At 63.9% G+C, this 18,550-nt stretch carries 18 protein-coding genes and 1 tRNA gene; 9 read left to right on the top strand and 10 right to left on the bottom strand.

The annotated features are described in order from the left end of the window. Positions 1-83 precede the first annotated feature (83 nt). The 3 genes from ABHM97_RS10170 to ABHM97_RS10160 all read left to right on the top strand — a co-directional run bounded on the left by ABHM97_RS10170 (position 84) and on the right by ABHM97_RS10160 (position 2,141). Complete coding sequence (locus ABHM97_RS10170) at positions 84-725, top strand: bacterial proteasome activator family protein (protein ID WP_349470572.1); 642 nt, start codon at positions 84-86, stop codon at positions 723-725. 8 nt (positions 726-733) lie between these two features. Next, positions 734-1,180 carry a hypothetical protein gene (locus tag ABHM97_RS10165; RefSeq protein WP_349470571.1) on the top strand — a complete coding sequence of 149 codons (447 nt, stop codon included), beginning with the start codon at positions 734-736 and terminating at the stop codon, positions 1,178-1,180. A 121-nt stretch (positions 1,181-1,301) separates the two neighbouring features. Then, on the top strand, positions 1,302-2,141 hold the full coding sequence (locus ABHM97_RS10160; RefSeq protein WP_349470570.1) for an aldo/keto reductase: 840 nt from the start codon (positions 1,302-1,304) through the stop codon (positions 2,139-2,141). Positions 2,142-2,296: 155 nt separating this feature from the next. On the opposite strand, the gene ABHM97_RS10155 is transcribed toward ABHM97_RS10160, so the two are convergent. Further along, a complete protein-coding gene (locus ABHM97_RS10155; protein ID WP_349470569.1) occupies positions 2,297-3,727 on the bottom strand; it encodes an SLC13 family permease in 1,431 nt (476 codons plus the stop codon). Between the two features lie 33 nt (positions 3,728-3,760). After that, on the bottom strand, positions 3,761-4,879 hold the full coding sequence (locus ABHM97_RS10150) for a PrpF domain-containing protein (protein WP_235520072.1): 1,119 nt from the start codon (positions 4,877-4,879) through the stop codon (positions 3,761-3,763). Between the two features lie 241 nt (positions 4,880-5,120). Here ABHM97_RS10150 and ABHM97_RS10145 point away from each other — a divergent pair, with 241 nt between their 5' ends. Continuing rightward, positions 5,121-6,059 carry a LysR family transcriptional regulator gene (locus ABHM97_RS10145; RefSeq protein ID WP_235520076.1) on the top strand — a complete coding sequence of 313 codons (939 nt, stop codon included), beginning with the start codon at positions 5,121-5,123 and terminating at the stop codon, positions 6,057-6,059. 22 nt (positions 6,060-6,081) lie between these two features. Here the strand turns inward: ABHM97_RS10145 and ABHM97_RS10140 are convergent, their stop codons facing one another. Next, positions 6,082-6,651: a hypothetical protein gene (locus tag ABHM97_RS10140; RefSeq protein WP_349470568.1), complete on the bottom strand. Its 570-nt coding sequence runs from the start codon at positions 6,649-6,651 to the stop codon at positions 6,082-6,084. A 247-nt stretch (positions 6,652-6,898) separates the two neighbouring features. Between ABHM97_RS10140 and ABHM97_RS10135 the strand changes: the two genes are divergently transcribed. Next, positions 6,899-7,855 carry an Lrp/AsnC family transcriptional regulator gene (locus ABHM97_RS10135; protein WP_349470567.1) on the top strand — a complete coding sequence of 319 codons (957 nt, stop codon included), beginning with the start codon at positions 6,899-6,901 and terminating at the stop codon, positions 7,853-7,855. Here the strand turns inward: ABHM97_RS10135 and ABHM97_RS10130 are convergent. Next, a complete protein-coding gene (locus ABHM97_RS10130) occupies positions 7,836-9,278 on the bottom strand; it encodes an amidase family protein (RefSeq protein ID WP_349470566.1) in 1,443 nt (480 codons plus the stop codon). The genes ABHM97_RS10135 and ABHM97_RS10130 overlap by 20 nt on opposite strands. Before the next feature lie 273 nt (positions 9,279-9,551). On the opposite strand from ABHM97_RS10130, the gene ABHM97_RS10125 reads away from it, so the two are divergent. The 3 genes from ABHM97_RS10125 to ABHM97_RS10115 all read left to right on the top strand — a co-directional run bounded on the left by ABHM97_RS10125 (position 9,552) and on the right by ABHM97_RS10115 (position 12,372). Further along, the gene (locus tag ABHM97_RS10125) at positions 9,552-10,301 is read left to right on the top strand and encodes a DUF5058 family protein (protein WP_349470565.1); all 750 of its coding nucleotides are present in this window, start codon (positions 9,552-9,554) and stop codon (positions 10,299-10,301) included. Between the two features lie 61 nt (positions 10,302-10,362). Next, complete coding sequence (locus tag ABHM97_RS10120; protein WP_349470564.1) at positions 10,363-11,100, top strand: hypothetical protein; 738 nt, start codon at positions 10,363-10,365, stop codon at positions 11,098-11,100. Between the two features lie 48 nt (positions 11,101-11,148). Then, on the top strand, positions 11,149-12,372 hold the full coding sequence (locus tag ABHM97_RS10115) for an amidohydrolase (RefSeq protein ID WP_349470562.1): 1,224 nt from the start codon (positions 11,149-11,151) through the stop codon (positions 12,370-12,372). A 60-nt stretch (positions 12,373-12,432) separates the two neighbouring features. Here ABHM97_RS10115 and ABHM97_RS10110 read toward each other — a convergent pair whose 3' ends face one another. The 3 genes from ABHM97_RS10110 to ABHM97_RS10100 form a co-directional block, all read right to left on the bottom strand. Continuing rightward, positions 12,433-13,692, bottom strand: coding sequence for a type II toxin-antitoxin system HipA family toxin (locus ABHM97_RS10110; protein ID WP_235520083.1), 1,260 nt, complete (start codon positions 13,690-13,692; stop codon positions 12,433-12,435). After that, the gene (locus ABHM97_RS10105) at positions 13,689-13,949 is read right to left on the bottom strand and encodes a helix-turn-helix transcriptional regulator (RefSeq protein ID WP_235520084.1); all 261 of its coding nucleotides are present in this window, start codon (positions 13,947-13,949) and stop codon (positions 13,689-13,691) included. Before ABHM97_RS10105 ends, ABHM97_RS10110 begins: the two co-directional genes overlap by 4 nt. A 191-nt stretch (positions 13,950-14,140) precedes the next feature. Next, positions 14,141-14,213: transfer RNA gene (locus ABHM97_RS10100), tRNA-Thr, on the bottom strand. A 202-nt stretch (positions 14,214-14,415) separates the two neighbouring features. Between ABHM97_RS10100 and ABHM97_RS10095 the strand changes: the two genes are divergently transcribed. After that, positions 14,416-15,147 carry an HAD family hydrolase gene (locus ABHM97_RS10095; protein ID WP_349470561.1) on the top strand — a complete coding sequence of 244 codons (732 nt, stop codon included), beginning with the start codon at positions 14,416-14,418 and terminating at the stop codon, positions 15,145-15,147. Here ABHM97_RS10095 and ABHM97_RS10090 read toward each other — a convergent pair. The 3 genes from ABHM97_RS10090 to tmk are packed head-to-tail and all read right to left on the bottom strand — an operon-like array spanning position 15,144 to position 18,531. After that, complete coding sequence (locus ABHM97_RS10090; protein WP_349470560.1) at positions 15,144-16,685, bottom strand: alpha/beta hydrolase; 1,542 nt, start codon at positions 16,683-16,685, stop codon at positions 15,144-15,146. The two genes, ABHM97_RS10095 and ABHM97_RS10090, sit on opposite strands and share 4 nt — an antisense overlap. An 8-nt stretch (positions 16,686-16,693) precedes the next feature. After that, complete coding sequence (locus ABHM97_RS10085; RefSeq protein WP_211711397.1) at positions 16,694-17,845, bottom strand: DNA polymerase III subunit delta'; 1,152 nt, start codon at positions 17,843-17,845, stop codon at positions 16,694-16,696. Continuing rightward, positions 17,842-18,531 (bottom strand): dTMP kinase, encoded by a 690-nt coding sequence (gene tmk, locus ABHM97_RS10080; protein WP_349470559.1) that lies wholly within the window; start codon positions 18,529-18,531, stop codon positions 17,842-17,844. Before tmk ends, ABHM97_RS10085 begins: the two co-directional genes overlap by 4 nt. Positions 18,532-18,550: the final 19 nt, after the last annotated feature.

The raw sequence follows: 18,550 nt of genomic DNA, 5'->3' as shown, positions 1-18,550 counted from the left end.
TGTTTCCCTGTTTCGCTACGAACGAAGTCCAAAAAAGATGACTCGGGCCCGGGTTCGCCCGAAGCCCATGAGAGTATGAACCAATGAGCGATCTGAACGACATTCAGCCCAAGGATGAGGCTTCGGACGACACCCCTGTGGAGGGGACCATGCTGGACGACGGCGGGGCCCAAGCACCTGCCCAGCCACAGTCCCAGGGGCAATCCCCGGACGACGCCAAGCCCAGGAGCGGTGGGCTCCACGAACTGGTGGATGAGCCTGCCAAGGTGATGCGGATCGGCACCATGATCCGTCAGCTCCTGGAAGAAGTGAAGGCAGCGCCGTTGGACGACGCTGCCCGCGGTCGCCTGGCAGAAATCCACGAACGCTCCATCAAGGAACTCGAAGATGGGCTCGCGCCGGAGCTCATTGAGGAACTGGAGCGCATCAGCCTTCCGTTCCCGGAGGATAAGGCGCCCTCCGACGCCGAACTCCGCATTGCCCAGGCCCAGCTGGTGGGTTGGCTTGAGGGACTGTTCCACGGGATCCAGGCTGCCATTGCGGCCCAACAAGCCGCCAAGGATCACGCGGCCGCGCAGATGCAGCTTCGGCAGCTCCCACCGGGAACTGTTATCGCTCCCGGAATTGTCATCGGGGAAAATGGGCAACCGCAGCGGGCCACCGCGCCCGGAGCAGCGCAAGGACGCCCCGAAGATCCCGACCACGGCCCGGGCCAGTACCTCTGAGCCTGGGGGTGGGTTTCTTTGGGGCCGTCCGGCAAGGGCGGAAGGACGATGTGGAGCTCGGCAAGGGCCTGTGGCGCCGCGCCCACGACCGCTTCCATCGGGGATTGGACCGGTACCACCAGGTACTGGAGGGCGTGGATGACGAGCAGTTGTACAACGAACTGGTAGTGATCGCCAATGAACTGGCCGGTTTGTCGCCCCGGGTGAGGGCCGTTTGCGTTGAGGCGCAACGACGTTCGCCGAGCGACGGACTGGATGTTCCCGGGGCGCTGGCGGGCGTGCACCGTGCGCTGTCCAAGGCTGGGAACTCCCTTGCCACGACGGCGGAAGCTGCGGCAATGTTGAGGCTGGCGGTTGGGCCGGTGCCGGTGGGGGCGCTTTCGGTCCATCGTCGCGCGGAGGCCGTCTTCGAGCAGGTCGCTGACGCCGAGCGGGAACTCTCCCAAGACGCATAGTGTGCAGCGTGCGCAACTACAGGCGTGCGCCTTTATTCCTCGGACGCAATAAGTTAAGCGCATAGCTGATCTGCGTAATAATTGGCGCTTTTCAAGACTCCGTGCTGGCAGTATGGCAAACATGACTTCGTCACCAACACTTACTTTCAACGACGGCAACACCATCCCCCAGCTCGGCTACGGGGTGTGGCAAGTTGAAGACGATGTAGCCGAAAAGGTGGTGCGCCAGGCATTCGAGGCCGGGTTCCGCCACATCGATACCGCCAAGATCTACGGCAACGAGGCCGGCGTCGGCCGTGCCATTGCTTCCTCCGGCCTTTCCGCCGAAGAAATCTTCATCACCACCAAGCTGTGGAATGCCGACCAGGGCTACGAGTCCACGCTGCAGGCTTTCGAGGAATCCATGGATCGCCTCGGCCTGGAGACCCTGGACCTCTACCTCATCCACTGGCAGCAGCCCAAGCAGGAAAAGTACGTTGACACCTGGAAGGCCCTCATCGAGCTCCAGAAGCGCGGCCGGGTCAAGTCCATCGGTGTTTCCAACTTCACCAAGGAAGGCCTGCAGCACATCATTGATGAGACCGGTGTAGTGCCGGCCATCAACCAAGTGGAGCTGCACCCGTTCTTCAACCAGTCCGAGCTGCGCGAGTTCAACGCGTCCAAGGGCATTCTGACCCAGGCCTGGTCCCCGCTGGGCCAGGGTGGCGAGCTGCTGGAGAGCGCCACCATTGCTGAGATCGCTGCCAAGCACGACGCCACGCCGGCACAGGTGGTCATCGCATGGCACCTGGCCATCGGCAACGTCGTCATCCCCAAGTCGGTCACCGAGTCCCGTATCCGGGAGAACTTCGCTGCCCTGGACGTCACGCTGGACGCTACCGACGTCGAGGCCATCAACGGCCTGGACCGCGGCGCTGAGGGCCGCATCGGTCCGGACCCGGCAGTCTCCGACTTCGCCTGACATCCGCCCGTTCCCGGGTAAGCCAAAGGCAGGACGCTCTCTGAGCGTCCTGCCTTTGTCCTTAGCGCATGAAGTCCCTGCGCCCGTCCGTCGGGTTTCCTGTTGCGATGGAGTACAGGGCCTTCCCGCGCTTGCCGGATATTGCTCCGGCAGGCCTACATGATGCCGGTGGGTACCAGCAGGGCCCAGGCCAGTGCCGGGGCCACCAGGACCACTCCACCGGCGTACATCATCAGCTGCTTGTAGACGCGCTGGCGGTCGTGCTCCCGTGCGTTGGCCACTACCAGTGCGCCGTCAGTGGAGAACGGCGAAACGTCTACCACCGTGGCTGCAATCGCCAGGGCCGCGACCGTTCCGGAAGCGCTGAGTGAGCTGGTGGCCAGCAGGGGCCCGGCCAGCGGGATGAAGGCGGTCAGCAGGGCTGTGGACGAGGCGAAGGCCGATCCGACGCCAATGACGTAGCAGAGGACCAGCGCGATCAGCAGGGGAGCGCCCAAGGCGAGTGCTTGCTCGGCGAGGGTGTCGATGACGCCGACATGCTGGAGCAGGGAGACGTAGGTGATCATGCCGGCCACCAGCAGGACGGTGGACCAGGAAATGCCGCCGATGAACGTCTGGTGCTCCTTGATGTTTACCAGTGCCAGGAGTAGGCCGGCGGACAGGGCAACGAAGCCAATGGGCATGTGGAAGCCCAAAGTGCACACGAGGATTGCCAGGATCAGGGCCAGGGTCAGGAACTGCTGTCCACTGGGGCGTCCGATCCGCGGGGTGTCCAGCGCGGAGTACTCGTTGGCGTGCTTGTCCCGGAGTTTGCCCAGGAGCCCAAACAGTACGATCGTCAGTGCCGAAAGAATGAAGTTCAGGGCGAAGCTTGCCAGGAACAGTGACCCCTGGTCGATGGGGAAGCCGTTCTTCATGGAGATGTCGTGAACCAAGACGCCAGCCACGGACAGGGGCGAGAAGCCGCCGGCATGGGCGCCATTGATGACGAAGGCCCCCATGAGGACCGGATGGATGCGCGACTCATAGGCCAGCCCCAGCGCGGCCGGCGCCAGCAGCGCCACAGCTGCGGGGGAGAACGTGCCCAGTGAAGTCAGGGCTGCGGCCATGAGGAAGAAAACCCACGGCAGCAGCATGGTCTTGCCGCGAACCAGGCGGACGCATGTCTGCACAATGATGTCGATGGAGCCATTGCGCTGCGCCATGCTGAAGAAGTACGTGACGCCGATGATCGTCAGCACGATGCTGGCCGGGAACTCTTCCAGGATTTCCTTGTCGGACATGCCAAGAACGAAATAGCCGACGCCGAAGGAAGCAACCAGCCCCATCACACCGATGTTGAGCGGCCACTTGGTTGCCACCACGAACATCACCACCAGGATGATGAGCGGGATGATCTGCGTTGCGGTCAAGGTCGGCTCCGATCCCGAGGCCGCCGCAGGGCTGCCAAGGACACCTCCGAACAGGAGGGCGGCAAGACCCAAGACGGTGATGGCGACAGCCGTCACCAGCAGGATACGACGGCGGCGCTTGGGCCGCGCTTCAACTGTGGGGCTTGGTGCAGTCTTTTCTGCGGTGTTAGTCATGGTGCTCTCTCTTCATCGAGTAGCGCTGGCTGTTCAGCGGGTAGCGCCGGCAAGTGAGGCGTCGACGGTGTTGTCGAGCGTCTCGGGGAGGTGGATGGTGGTGGTTGCGATGGTGCGGGCTGTCCGATCCACGCCAATGATCAGGGAACCGTCCTTTTCCTCGCTCCATGTCTCGATCACGCCGGCCGGCGTCCGCAGCTTCAGGGTTGGCCGAAGGTCATGTTCGGTGATGTCGTACAAAACGGTGCCTGGTGTGCCGGCTGCGAGCGTCAGTGCGATGCTTCCCGTGATGGCGAGGGCGGGGTGCGGCTTGCCCATGGAGAGCATCATGACGCTGACGTCGCTGCCGGCGTCGGACTGGGCGGGCGGGGCGACGATGGCGACTTTCGGGATGGCCCGTGCCGCTTCGCTGGTGGACGCCGCGAGCCCCATGCGTACTGCTGCTTGGCGTCGAATCGTCTCGAGTGTCTCCAATTGCAGTTCGACGCCGGCCAACCAGCTGTCGTAGCGCTCAGGGTCCAGGCCGAGCTCTTCGGCCCGGACGATTACTACCGGCGCTCCGGCGTCGACAAGCGAAGCAGTCCAGCGTGTGCCGCCTGCAGTGATCGTCTCCGTCGGGGAGCCGGTGGGAAGAAGCTGGCCCGTGGTTTTACCGGCAGGGTCCTGGAAACCAAGGCCCACCCGGTACCCGGGGAACGGAACGCCGGGCATCTCCGCCTGCGGGACGATCGGGAGGGCCCCGGCCGGGGTGGATATCCGCTGGATGATGATCTGGCCTGTGTTGGTATTCCGCGTGACGATCCGGGTGATCTCCCCGGTGGGTGTGACCCAGCCCTTCTCGATGGCATACAAGCCCACCACGGCCGAGCAGTTGCCGCAGTTGCTGCCCCAGTCCACGGTGGCTTCCTCAATTCCCACCTGGGCGAAGGTGAACTCGACATCCACGTCGTCGTCCGCTGGGCGGCGAACGATCATCGCTTTGCTGGTTGTCGACGTCGCGCCGCCCACACCGTCGATTTGCCGGTGGTCGGGGCTGCCGAACAGCCGCGGGAGCAGCGCATCCGGACTGGTTTCAGTCTCACCGAATTGCCCGCTCTCGAAGACCCAGCATTTGCTGGTGCCTCCGCGCATCCATTCCGCTTCGATGTTCATGGTCAGTTCCTTGCTTCTCTGTCGCCCAGGCTCGTTCAAGGGCATACTTCGAGATTGAGGCACATCACATTTGAAGACAATGTTGGATATCTTGGGTGGGATGAAGCAATACTTCATTCACCAGCGGATCAGTCCTGAATGGACGATGGAGGAGGCATTTACGCCCGCTGGAAACCCTTTTATCCTGTGGTATCTACGGCAGCCTGTATAGAATGAACGAATTCCTAGGAAGGGTGAACTGTTGCTTAACGATGAGGGCCAGGATCTTTTTGATATTCGACGGCTCGCGCTGCTGGTCGAGGTTGTTGAGCAAGGTTCCATCACCGCGGCCGCGGATCTCATGCTTTACTCTCCCTCGGCGGTTTCCCAGCAGCTGAGGAAACTGGAACAGGAAGTGGGGCAACCGCTCCTCAACCGCCGCTCACGTGGGGTGGTCCCTACAGAAGCGGGCCAAGTGCTGGCTGGCCACGCCCGCAAGATCGTTGGCCAGATGCGTGCGGCCCAATCGGACCTGGACCAAATCGCTGGACTCAAGCGCGGGTCGCTGACAGTCGGAACCTTCCCTACCCTTGCCGGATCCTTCCTCCCGGTAGTCATCAGGGCGTTCAAAAAGCGCTACCCGGCAATTGGCCTGTCCGTGCGCAGTGCGCGTTTCGATGACCTGGTATCGGACCTGCAGTCCGGCGTCACTGGCCTGTGCCTCCTCTGGGACTACCCGTGGAACAGATTCCAGGATGACTCGATTCGGGTCACTGAAGTCTTCCAGGAGAGCACGGTGATCCTGGTGTCCCGGGGACACCCCTTGGCGGGGCGCGAAGAGATCCGGATGGAGGAGCTACGCAAGGAATCCTGGATCGTTCGGGCGGAGGCCCACCCCGTGGTGGAAGTGCTGCAACGTTCAGCCCACGAAGCCGGGTTCGAACCAACCATCGGCTTCCTGGCCAACGACTACCAGGAAGCCCAGGCCATGGTGAGCGTGGGGATGGGCGTGGCCATGGTGCCCAAAACCGCCGTCGCACTCCAACACCCTGACGTAAGGGTTATCAGCTTGGGTTCCGCCGCACCTTTGCGTCGGGTACTGCTGGCCCAACGCCAGGACAAGGTTTACGCACCGGCGGAAGTGGCCTTCCACTCCACCCTGCTGGAGATAGCGCGTGAGCGCGCGGGGGATTACCTGTAGCCGAGGGGCTTGCTGCGTCGGCCTACCGCCGGGACATGTTAAGGATGACCCGATAGCCGTCCGCGGGCCATTCTTCTTCCACTATGCATACTTCGTCCGTGCCGCCTCCGTCGGGGTCGTTTTCTTTGATGCAGCCGTCCTCTGACAGCTTCGATTTGCTGACGTCCATCCCTATGCGGGTGGCAACGTCGTTGAGGCTGACGGGATGATCAACCCTCCACTCGGCCCGGAGTTTAATGCAGGCGGTGTCGATGGAGAGACAGCCGGCCTCTACCTTCGGATCGCTCCGGTGCGTGAGAACCCAGTCGCCCTCCGGTGCATTGTCGGCCGCGGCGATGACAGCTTTGGCCTTCTCGGCGTGGCTCCCACCGCCGTTGATGGAGTTGACCAGGGCGGAGCACCCCGCGAACAGGAGGATCAGCACGAAAATGCCGATGCCACCGAGAATCCACCCGAGTTTGCTCTTCTTTTTGGGCTGTAGCGGGCCGTACTGCTGTGGTGGGCCGTACTGCTGTGGCGGGTCGTACTGCGGGCGCTGCTGGTGATGCTGGCCGGGAAACGGTTGAGGTGGCGGATGTCCGTACGGTTCCATGCAGTGAATGTCTCCTGGGTCGTCGTCAAGGACAGTAGTTGTCGAGGCTGATGACAATGGCGCCTTGCCCGTCCTCCAAGACAGCGTAAGGGTTCATGCGCGCTGTCATGTCTCCCGCCGTCGGTCTCGACGTGTTTCTGCCCGCAGTTGTCCCTAAACTGTGGCAGGAACCCCTCTCGGCGGTTGCCCGGAGGAGCCCCCGGGCACATACGCCCAAAGTCACCAGCACAGACCGGACGGAGCCTGCATGGCGGTGTTTGACGCATTGGAGCGGCATATCGTGGCTGCCCTGCAACTGGATCCCAGATGTCCCTGGCGCAAGATGGCCGCCGTGCTGGGGGAGGCCGAGCGGACCGTCGCCCGACGCGGATCGCAGTTGCTGGAGTCCGGTGCCGTAGCGGTAGTGGGGATCAGGCCGAGGCCCGCGGTGGTGTTGGTGGAGATGCGGTGCCTGCCCGGGACAGTGCGCGCAGCCGCGAATGCACTTTCCCAGCGCGGTGACACCACGTTCGTCTACACCACAACGGGCACGGGCGACTGCGTGGCCGAAGTCCTCACCGAAACGGGCCGGATGGGGGACGTCCTGTCAGATGAACTCCCATCCACCATTGGGCTCAGGGATTCGACCAGCTATCCGGTGCTCCGATACTTCCGCACGATTCGCGGCTGGCGGCCGGAAGTCCTTCCGGCAGATAAGGCCGAGGCGTTGCGTTCGAACCTCGCGCAGGACTCCGGCATCCTGGTCAGGCAGCAGCACATGAGCCGCCAGGATAACGAACTCATCGACGCACTGTGCGCTGATGGCAGGATGAGCTTCGAAGCGCTGGGGCGTCGGGTAGGGGTGTCGGAGGCCACCGCGCGGCGGCGAAGCGAATGGCTGCTGACCAACAACCAGGTCCATGTGCGGGCGATTGTTGAGCCTGCGTCCTTTGGCCTGGCTGTTGAGGCGCTGCTCTGGATCAGGGCTTCGCCGCAGCACGTTGAGCGTGTAGGAAAGAGCCTCGCTGAACTTCCCACGGTCCGGTATGCCGCCGCGATCGCCGGCAATTACCAGATCATGGCCGACGTCACTGTGGAGGACATGTCCTCCCTTTACCGTTTCATCACGGACTCTGAGTGGGCCCAGGAGGCCACCGGCGTGGACGTGTCGATCCTGCTGGACGCGCGAAAGCGCGGGGGACGGGTCATGCGCTCGCCGTGGTGACGGGCTCGGCTTTCACAACAGGCGCGACGGCGGCGTACCGGGTCCGCTGCTCGAAGGCATGGCCGTAGCGGAGCAGTTGCATATCCGTGTAGTGGTTGCTGGCCAGCTGGAGGCCGATGGGCAGCCCGGAGGAACTGAATCCCGCCGGCACGCTGAGCACAGGAAGGCCGGTGGCCGAGAGGAGGCAGGCCGATCGCATCCAATCCAGATAGGTCTCGGAGGGTACGCCGGCAACGTCCAAGGGGTAGCGGAGGGCGGCGTCGAAGGGGAGCACCTGGGCGCACGGGCTGGCGAACAGATCGTATCGGCCAAAGAAGTCCTGGATGCCACGTTCCAACCGGGTCCGGGCTGCCGCGGTTTCAATGAGGTCCCGGGCCGTCAACGCGAACCCCTTTTCCACATTCCAGTGCACTTCAGGCTTGATCACGTCCCCCGCGCGAGCCAGGAGGGGCCCCAGGCCAGCAGCGAAGTCCATGGCGCGCGTGTTGCCAAACACCAGGTCCGCTTCGCTGAAATCGGGAGTCGCTTCTTCCACGATCGCCCCGAGTTCCTCGAAAACGGAAAGCTGCCGTTCCAGATGTTCCACGATTTCGGGCTCCACAGGCACGCCGATGCCAAAGTCGCGGGACCAGCCGATCCGCACGCCGCGCATGTCCGTCTCCGTGCTGGAGCGGAAAACCTCAGGATCCAGGCCCTCAGGGTGCGGAACCCGCGGATCCTTGCCTGCCGTGACGGACATGAACAACGCAATGTCCTCCACGCTCCGGGCCATCGGTCCGGTCCTTCCCAGCCATGCGAAGGCGTTGACGTCGGACGGCATGGGGATGACCGCCGTCGACGGCCTGAAACCCACCACGTTGCAGAAGGATGCCGGGATGCGGAGCGAACCGCCCATGTCGCTGCCGTCGCCGATGCTTTGGATGCGGGAGGCTACGACGGCGGCCACCCCGCCGCTGCTGCCACCGGCACTCAAGGTTGGTGCGTAGGGATTGGTAGTGGTGCCGAAGAGGGCGTTGAACGTGTGCGAGCCCGCGCCAAACTCGGGAACATTCGTCTTTCCCGTGCTGACCACGCCGGCTGCCTTGAGCCGCGCGATGATGAGGTCGTCGGCGTCGGGTACGAAGTCGCGCAAGGCGAGGGAGCCCTGGGTGGTGCGCATCCCGGCGGTGTTGTTCGTGTCCTTGTGCGTCATGGGCAGGCCGTGGAGGGGCGGCAGGTCCGCCCCCGACGCCGTCAGCTGGTCGGCGCGATGGGCCAGCGCCTGGGCGCCGTCGGCGTCCAGGGTCACCACGGCGTTGATCACGGGGTTCACTTCGGCAATGCGGTCCAGGTGATCGGCCAACGCTTCCCGCGCCGAGATCTTCTTTCCCCGGATTGCTGCGGAAAGTTCGACGGCGGACAGCTCGCCAATGGTGTCGGACATGGTGCTCCTTTGCTGGATGTCTACTGCCTGAAAGTGTGCCGGGTCACATCGAATCGGGGAAGTGGCGACCCCAGTGATGGCAAGCTTTGACCGATTCGGCCATTCATTTGGCTGATTCCGTCAGCTATTGTGTGTGATCCGGCTCATAGCAGAAGGTGTTGGTAACCCGCTGGCCGATCTGGTCGGAGGGTAAGGATTAGCCCTACGGCGCCGCATACCGCACAGCGTGGTCCGGTCGCGGAGTTGCCGCGGGGCCAACACCCGGAGGTTCCTTTGTTCCAACCCCTGGCACTTCAACCGCTCGCCCCCATTGGACCAACCGACATCATGGCCATCGCCAACAACCCCGTGCTGTGGATCTGCGTGGCCGGTGTCTTCGGCGTCATCATCATCCAATCCGTGATCTTCATGAAAGCGGCCCGACGCGCTGCCCCTTCGGTGGAAATGAGTACGCAGGACATCAAAACCTCATTCCGTTCGGGCGCCGTATCGGCGATTGGCCCTTCCCTGGCTGTCTCCCTTGTAGCCATTGCTCTCCTGGGCCTTTTCGGAGCCCCGGCGGTCCTGTCCCGTATCGGCCTGATCGGCTCCGCGGCCTACGACGTTTCGGCCGCCGGCATCGCAGCAGGGTCCATGGGCGCCAAGCTCGGGGATGCCACTTATACGCAAAGTGTGTTCGCCGTCGCGTTCTTCGCCATGAGCATCGGCGGCGCCATGTGGATGCTCGCCAGCTTGATCCTGACGCCGGTGCTGCGCAAAGGCGACGCCAAGATCCGCTCCATCAACCCCGCGGCCATGGCCATCGTCCCGGCGGCGGCACTGATCGGAGCTTTCTCCTGCCTGGGGCTCACCGAGCTGCCCAAGTCCGGCATCCATGTGCTGTCCTTCATCGTCTCCGCGGCCGTTATGGGGACATGCCTCCTGCTGGCCAAGAAGCTGGGCAAGAGCTGGCTGCGGGAATGGGGGCTCGGGATTTCCATCGTCATCGGCCTGGCCGCCGCTTATCTGGCCGCCGGCGCCTGAGCCGGCCCGCCGCCGTCGTCCTCAACACCGGCACCTGACCCGGGCACGAAAGGAACACCCCATGTCTTCCATCACCTCTGATCCCACCACCACCAGCACAGCCTCCATGGCGGACTTCAACCGCACCACGTCCCGCTGGGGCCAAATCACCATGATCGCCGGCCTGCTGATTTCCGTCGCCGGTCCGCTGTACCTTGTCTTCGCCACCGGCCTCGATATTGGACCGGGGCAGCTTTGGATAGCATTTGCGGCCGTCGCTGCAACCTTTGGCATCATCTGGATCGTCGAGCCGCTCACGTACTATCCGATATTGGGGCCAGCCGCGATGTACCAGGCCTTCATGATCGGCAACATCTCCAACAAGCTCCTGCCGGCCGCGCTGATCGCCCAAACCAACATTGGCGCAAAGCCGGGCACCAAGCGGGCCGAGCTGGCCGCCGTCGTCGCCATCTGTGGCGCCGCGGTAGTCCACCTGACCTCGCTGGCGATCTTTGTTGGGCTCCTGGGCACGTGGTTGATCAGCGTCATCCCGCCTTCCGTCCTGGTAGTCACCCGTTTGTATGTGCTGCCCACCGTCCTCGGAGCCGTGCTGGTCCAGGCCGTCGTGTCCATGAAGCAGCCCCGCACCACTGTGTTCGCCCTGCTTGTCTCGGCCGTCGTCGTGTTCGTGGTGTTGCCGCTGGTGCCGTCACTCGCCATGGTTTCCACCGCCATCGCCGTGCTGGGGACCATCCTCCTGGCCTGGTTCTTCCGCAGCAAGGCCCCCATCGCTGAGGCGAAGCCCATCCACATCGAGTAGCAGCAGCCCACAGAACAGAGCCATCACCCGCGAAGGAAGACAGGACAAATGACAACCACAGCTATCGCCCCCGCCCTCGATGCCAGCCAGACCGCCAAGCTCCACGAGTTGTACCGGCACCTCCACGCACACCCGGAACTGTCCATGCAGGAGTTCGCCACCGCCACCGTGATCGAGGAGCAGCTGGACGGGCTCGGCATCGAGCACTTCCGCTGCGGAGGAACCGGTGTTGTGGGCGTCCTGCGGAACGGCGACGGACCGGTGGTGGCCTTCCGCGCCGACTCCGATGGCCTTCCCATCGAAGAAGCAACCGGCCTGGACTATGCAAGCACGGACACGGGCACGCTCCCGGATGGCACGGTGGTTCCCGTCATGCACGGTTGCGGCCACGACACGCACGTAGCCAGCCTGTTGGGTGCCGCCGAAGTGCTTTCGGGCAACCTGGACGCCTGGTCAGGAACGCTGGTGCTGATCTTCCAACCCGGCGAGGAGACTGCAGCTGGCGCGCTTGCCATGCTCGACGACGGACTGTGGGACAGGGCGCCTAAGCCGGAAGTGGTCTTCGGGCAGCACGTCATGCCCCGGCCGGTGGGCACTGTCGCGATCTCCAGCGGCCCGGTCGCTGCCATGGCCGATTCACTCAGGGTCACCGTACATGGGCAGCAATCACATGGCTCGCAGCCGCAGGATTCCATTGATCCGATCGTCATGGCCGCGCACATGGTCACCCGGTTGCAGGGGATCGTGTCCCGCGAGCTGGACCCACGGAAGTCCGCCGTCGTAACCGTTGGGACCTTCCATGCCGGCCTTAAGGAGAACATCATCCCGGCGTCGGCCGAGTTCACGCTCAACATTCGCACGTTCGATGAGGACGTCCGTCGCCAGGTCCTTGCCGCGGTCCGTCGCATCGTTACGGCCGAGGCCGCCGCGTCAGGTGCACCCGGGCCGGACATCGAGGAAATGTACCGTTTCCCGCAGTGCTTCAACGACCCCGACGCCGTTCCTCCCGTGCTGGAGGCGCTGCGGCTGGCGTTGGGGGCTGAGTCAGTCGAAGTCACCCCGCCGATGATGGGCAGCGAAGACTTCGGGCACCTCGGCACTGCGATCGGTGTTCCGTCGGTGTTTTGGATGTTCGGTGGGACGCCGGTTGCCGGGCTTGAAGGGCCTGTTCCGGTCAACCACTCGCCGTTCTTCGCTCCTGAGCTGGAAGGTTCGCTGGCCGGGGGAGTCTCTGCCGCCGTCGCGGTTTTGTTGTCCCGGCTCGGGAACTGAGGGGCGCGGGCGCCGGGTTGTCAGTGTGAGGCGGCCCGGCACTGGCGACCCGGGAGGGTGTCAGTCTTCCCGCGCCAGGGCCCGCCTGGCTGTGCCGCCGTTCAGCAGGTCCTGCGCACGGACAGCGATGAGCTCCGGCAAAAAGCCGAGGGATTCTGGCGGGCTTGTTTGGAGTGCTGCGGTCGCTACCCTCTCCAGTGTTGAAACCGCGGTCCGCCGGGCGTCGTCGTCGTCCATGCCCCATGCGACCCCTTCGGCCACGAGATGCTCCACGGTGATGTAGCTCAAGCGGATTTGGCCGTTGACCGTGTGGCCGGCAAGGCCACTGGGCTGGTACAACAGCAGTGTCGGTGCCACGTCGTAAAGCGGTGCCAAGAGCACTTCTCCACCATCGCGCAGGGTGAGGGAGTAATTCTTGGAATGGGCATCGCCGTTTCCAATCAGCAGGTTAAAGGTCACGGCGCGCAACAGATCGCGGCGAAATTCCGCCTCATCACGGGTGTGCGGGGCCGCGGCGTCGACAAGCCGGGTCAGGCGCGAGGGCGGCGCGGTGGTGCCTTCGTACTTCGCTGCACTGGCGAGGGCCAGCGCCTGGGTGAAGTCTTCCTGGTGCAGCCGACTACCCTCCGCAGTGCGGTCGAAGCGCTCCACGACGATGGCCCGACGGGATCCGAAGTTTTCCAGATGGGCATTAGCCGCAGGAAGCCCTGCAGTGGCTGCGGTCCGCAAAGCCCAGTCCTCAGCGGGGAGCAGTTCCGGAATTGTGGATTCAAGCGGTTCGGGTTTGATGATGTGGGTCGATACCGCCCCCCGTCCGGGCCATGCCCAGCCGCCGTCGTGGCGGGACAGCAACACCTTGGACTGGACGCCGCCCAAGGAAGCAGTGACCAGGAAGTCATCGGGCAGGTCCCACGTGGGCAGCGATTCGACCACGCTGGTGACCTCCGCCGTGGTCATGGGCGTTGCGGCACCCTCCCGCGCGGGGGCTTCCCCCGGCGGCAGGACCTGGACAGCTCCGGCGCAGTCAGCTCCCAAGACGCGGAGTAGTCCGAAGGCGTCCGGGACTGTGACGCCGTGCTCTTTGGCCAGATTGGAACGGACCTGCCCTTCGGGGAGCAGGCCGTCAAAGAAGTTGTAGACCTCCGCTCCGTCCAAACGCTTTCTGGCCAACGGTAGGGATAAGGACAACAGGATTGAACCGGCACCGTAGGCGGCCAGCGCCTGCGGGTCGTACTGGAAGGACAGCTTGAGGCCGTTACCGCGCAGTTCACCGATGCGGTCTCCACGCAGGTACACGTCCAGGCTGCGGCGGGGGCTCATGGTTGCACGTGCAGTTTCGAAAAGCGCGGCACAAGGGCCACATCGCGGCCCACCGCCCTGATGGCCCGCATGGCCACGACCATGGAGACAGCATCGCCGGCTTCAAGGCGAACGATGGTGCCGCGGGTGACGCCCAGTTTCACGGCAAGGTCGTGTTGGGTGAGTGCTGCCTCCTTGCGTGCTTGGGCGATGGACCGCCCAAGAGAAGCAGCATCGACAGCCCGGTAAAACGGGGTCAGCTCGTCAGAGTGTTCCATATATCGATCATACGATCAAAACCTCAAAATGTCTTTTATTTTGAACATTTCAGATGTCTTGCCAGAAGTTCGATATTTCGATCATGCCGCAGTTGCGTGGGTTCGCGCCATCCCACTTTTCTTTGGAACACAGGACTTAAAAAGCGAAAACCCCGGCAGCCCTGTGACAAGGGCCGCCGGGGCTTGCTCAGAGCTTCCTATCAGAATCGAACTGATGACCTTTTCATTACGAGTGAAACGCTCTACCGACTGAGCTAAGGAAGCACCGCGTTCATCACCGGTTTCCCGGGCGATCACGCAAGACATAACTGTAATAGAGGCAGCGCGCCCGGGTCAAAACGAGGGCGGCGGCGGCCGTTGCGGGGATGTTCACCCGCATGTCGGGCCGGGTTCAGGCTGCGGTCTCCCGGCGGTCGGAAGCTGGGGAACCAACCGTGCCACGCACACAAGCCGAAGGAGCCGCCCAATGACCGGGGACGCATTGATCACGGACGCCAGCCACACACCCAACAGGCTGCGGCTCGCGGTGGTGGACATGGTGGGCACCACCATCACCGACGACGGCCGTACGGAGCGGGCCACGTCCCGGGCACTGGTGGAACATGGCATAGAACCCGGCAGCAGCCGGTACGAGAGCATGCTTGGTTACGCCCGCGACACTATGGGATTCTCGAAAATGACCGTATTCAGCCACCTTTTCGAGGATGCAGCCACCGCAGAGAGCGCCAACAAGGTCTTCGAGAAGGCCTACGACGAGATGATCGACGACGGCGGCGTCCGCGCCATTCCAGGGGCAGAGGACGCCATCCTGTGGATGCGGGAATCCGGCATGCAGATCTGCCTTGCCACCGGCTTTGGCCGCCACACGCAGAATACTGTGCTCGAATCACTCGGCTGGATGGGGCTCGCGGACCTTAGCCTGTGCCCCGCGGACGCCGGACGGGGCCGGCCCTACCCGGACATGATCCTGACGGCCGTGCTCGCGTTGGATCTTGACGATGTCCGGGAGGTGGCCGTAGTTGGCGACACCAGCTCTGACATGGTGTCGGGAGTACGTTCAGGGGCGTCGCTCATCGCCGGCGTTCTGACCGGCTCGCATTCGGAGGCCACCCTGCGCGCTGCCGGCGCTACCGCCGTGGTGGACTCCATCAAGCAGCTCCCGCTCCTGGTGGAAAAGCGCGAAGCCAGGCACCTCTAGCATTTCAGGCCATCCTGCGGCAGCTTCCCGTCGACGAAGTAGTCGTCGACGGCGTTGCTGACGCAGGTGTTGCTGCGGCCGTAGGCGGTGTGCCCCTCACCATCCCATGTGACCAGGGATGCGGTCCCCAGCTGTTTGCGCAACGACTCGGACCATTCCAGGGGAGTGGCGGGGTCGCCGGTTGTGCCTACCACCACGATTGGTGCGGATCCCTTGTACTCCACAGGTGCCGGTGTCCGTGTGTGCGGGTACGGCCAGTCCCTGCAGTTCACACCGCCATAGGCGAAGAAGGAACCGAACGTAGGGGAGTCCAGCTTGAGCTGGGCTTCCTCCGCCCGCATCGCGGCGGGATCACTGACCATGGGGTAGTCCAGGCAGTTGATGGCTTGGAACGCGAGGGCGGAGTTGGAACTGTAGGTGCCGTTGGCTTCGCGGTCCGCCCCCAGATCTGCGAGCCGCATCATGGGGGAAGCGTCGCCGGAAAACGCAGCGTCAAGTGCCTGGGTGAGGGCCGGCCAGCTTTGGTCGTTGTACAACGGCAGGATCAGGCCGTTGACGAAGTCGTTGCTGGTCACCAGGCGGCCGTCCTTCGCCGTTTGTGGGTTTTGGTCCACGGCGTTGATGAGGTCCCTGATCTCCTGGACGCCGTTGTCCACGGATCCGCTGAGCGGGCACGAATTTTGCTGCTGGCAGTTGGCCACGTAGGTGTGGATGGCCCGTTCGAAGGCCTTTGCCTGTCCCGCAGTCAAGGCTTCATTGCTGATGGAGGGATCCACGGCCCCGTCCAGGACCAGGCGACCCACGTTGTCCGGGAAGAGCGACGCGTAGGTGGACCCAAGGAACGTTCCGTAGGAGAAGCCCAGGTAGTTCAGCTTGGCATCGTTCATGACAGCGCGCAGGACGTCCAGGTCCTTGGCAGCGCTCACGGTGTCTATGTGGCCCAGGACCGCGCCGGTCTGCTGGGCACACTGCTGTGCCAACGTCTTGTTGAAGGCAAAAGCGGCTTCAAGTCCTTGGTCGGTGTCTTTCCTGAAGACCTTCGCGCGGGCAGCATCCCGTTCGGCATCGGTCATGCAGGTCACGGGGGCTGAACGGCCCACGCCCCTCGGGTCGAAGCCCACCACGTCAAAGTTGGCGCGGAGCTTTTCCGTCAGGAGGGTCTTGCCTGCGTCCTTCACGAAGTCCACACCGGAGCCGCCCGGTCCACCTGGATTGACCAGGACGGTGCCTTGCTTGTTGCTGGTGCTGGGCAGCTTGATGATGGACAGCGAGATATCGCCGGCGTCGGGGTTTGCGTAGTCCAAGGGCACCTGGACTTTGCCGCAGTGGAATCCGTCCTCACATGAACTCCACTCCACGGACTGGGAGTAGAACTTCTCCAAACCCTTGGGAGCCGAAGCGGCAATGGACGGGTCAACCGTGCTGGTGGACGGTTTCGCTGTGGGGGTGGGCATGAACGGAAGGGTGCAGGCGCTCAGTACCAGCAAGGAAGCGAGAGCGACGCACAGCGCTGCGAACCGGCGTGGTGCGGACTTCATGGATTCTCCTATTGCTGGATGAGGCTGGTAGCCATGGACTCGACGGCCAACAGCGGGGCCACGTTGGTGGTGGTGATGCGGACACGTGCCTTGTTGATGGCGTCCATTCGGGCAAGGGTGGTTTCCGGGGTTGAACGGCCGGCGTACTCTTCCAGCTCGCCCTTGAGCTCAACGTTGACCAGCTCCACGGCGTTCCCCAACTGGATGATCAGCACGTCCCGGTAGAAAGACAGCAAATCCGTCAAAGTGCGGTCCAGCGAGTCCGTGATGGAGCGCTTGGCGCGCCGCTTCTGGTCATCCTCAAGCTGTTTCACCTGGCTGCGCATGGAGGGCGGCAGCGTTCCGGATTCCGGGGCACCAAGGCTCGCGAGCAGGGCAATCTTCTCTGCCGCGTCGCGTTCGTCATTGGAGCTGTTCGCTTCGTCGGTGGCGATCTTCACAAGCTTCTCGGCCATCATCACGGCAGCTGTGACGCCCCGGAGCCCCAAGGGAATCCGGACGGTTTCCAAACGACGCTCCCTGGCGTCGGCGTCACGGGCCAGACGCCTGGCGATACCGATGTGGCTTTGCGCAGCACGCGCGGCACGGTCGGCGAGTTGGCGATCGACACCGTCGCGTCTTACCAGGAGGTCCGCGACATCGGAGGCCGGGGGCAGCCGCAGGCTCACCGGACGGCATCGCGACCGGATAGTGACCAGGACATCGGCCGGCGAAGGAGCGCACAGCATCCAGATGGTGCGTGGCGTGGGTTCCTCGATGGCCTTGAGCAACACGTTGGTGGTGCGCTCCGCCATGCGGTCCGCATCCTCCACCACAATGATCCGCCAACGGCCCGTGGCTGGCCGGTCTCCGGCCTTGGACACGAGTTCGCGGGCTTCGTCGATGGTGATGGTGACTTTTTCGGTCCGCACGAACGTCACATCCGAGTGTGTCTCGCCCAGGATCGTGTGGCAGGCTGCGCATTCGCCGCAGCCGCGACGGGTGACGTCGTCCTGCTCGCAGTTCAGGGCAGCAGCGAACGCTTTGGCTGCATTGGAACGGCCGGACCCCGGGGGACCGGTGAACAGCCAGGCATGGGTGAGGCCGGTTTCGCCCTGCGCCGCCTGCTTCAGCTGCGCCACGACGGGCGCCTGCCCCTGGAGGTCGTCCCAGACACTCACGGAAGCACGTCCGAAACAGGCACGTCCGAAACAGGCACGTCCGGAACGTGGCCAGTCAACAGCGACTCCACCCGGTCCAGGATCCTGGCGGCCAGCGACTCGATGTCCGCGTTCGCCGGCAGTACCAGGTAGCTTGACGGGTCCGCCGCTGCCCGGTCCAGGAAGGCGTGGCGGATAGTGGAGTGGAACTGGTCAGGTTCCGATTCAAGCCGGTCCTCGGCGGCGTCCCCTGCGGTACGGCGCTGGCGGCCGTCGGCGGGATCGACGTCGAGCAGTACTGTCAGGTCCGGATGCAGCCCTTCGGTGGCCCATTCATTAAGGGTCAAAACGCCTTCGGCGCCCAAGCCGCGGCCAGCGCCCTGATAAGCAACCGACGAATCGACGTAGCGGTCCGTGATGACCACCGTCCCCTCGGCAAGGGCCGGCCGGATGACCTGGCTGGCGTGCGCGGCGCGGGCTGCGGCAAACATGAGGGCTTCGGTGCGCGCATCGATAGTGCCGTGCCCGTGGTCCAGGACAAGGGAGCGAAGTTTCTCGCCAATGGGAGTGCCGCCGGGTTCGCGGGTGCGAAGCACGGAAAGTCCGCGTGACTCAAGGGCGTCAGAGAGCCGGGCCGCCTGCGTGGACTTGCCCGCTCCGTCCCCGCCTTCGAAGGCGATAAAAAGACCTGCTCTCGGAATACTCACGCGTCTAGCCTACCGAGCT

The sequence above is a fragment of the Paenarthrobacter sp. CAP02 genome, assembly GCF_040137855.1.
Classification (GTDB): Bacteria; Actinomycetota; Actinomycetes; order Actinomycetales; family Micrococcaceae; genus Arthrobacter.
Note: the sequence above shows the minus strand (reverse complement) of the source record. Positions and strands in the feature narration are given on the sequence as shown.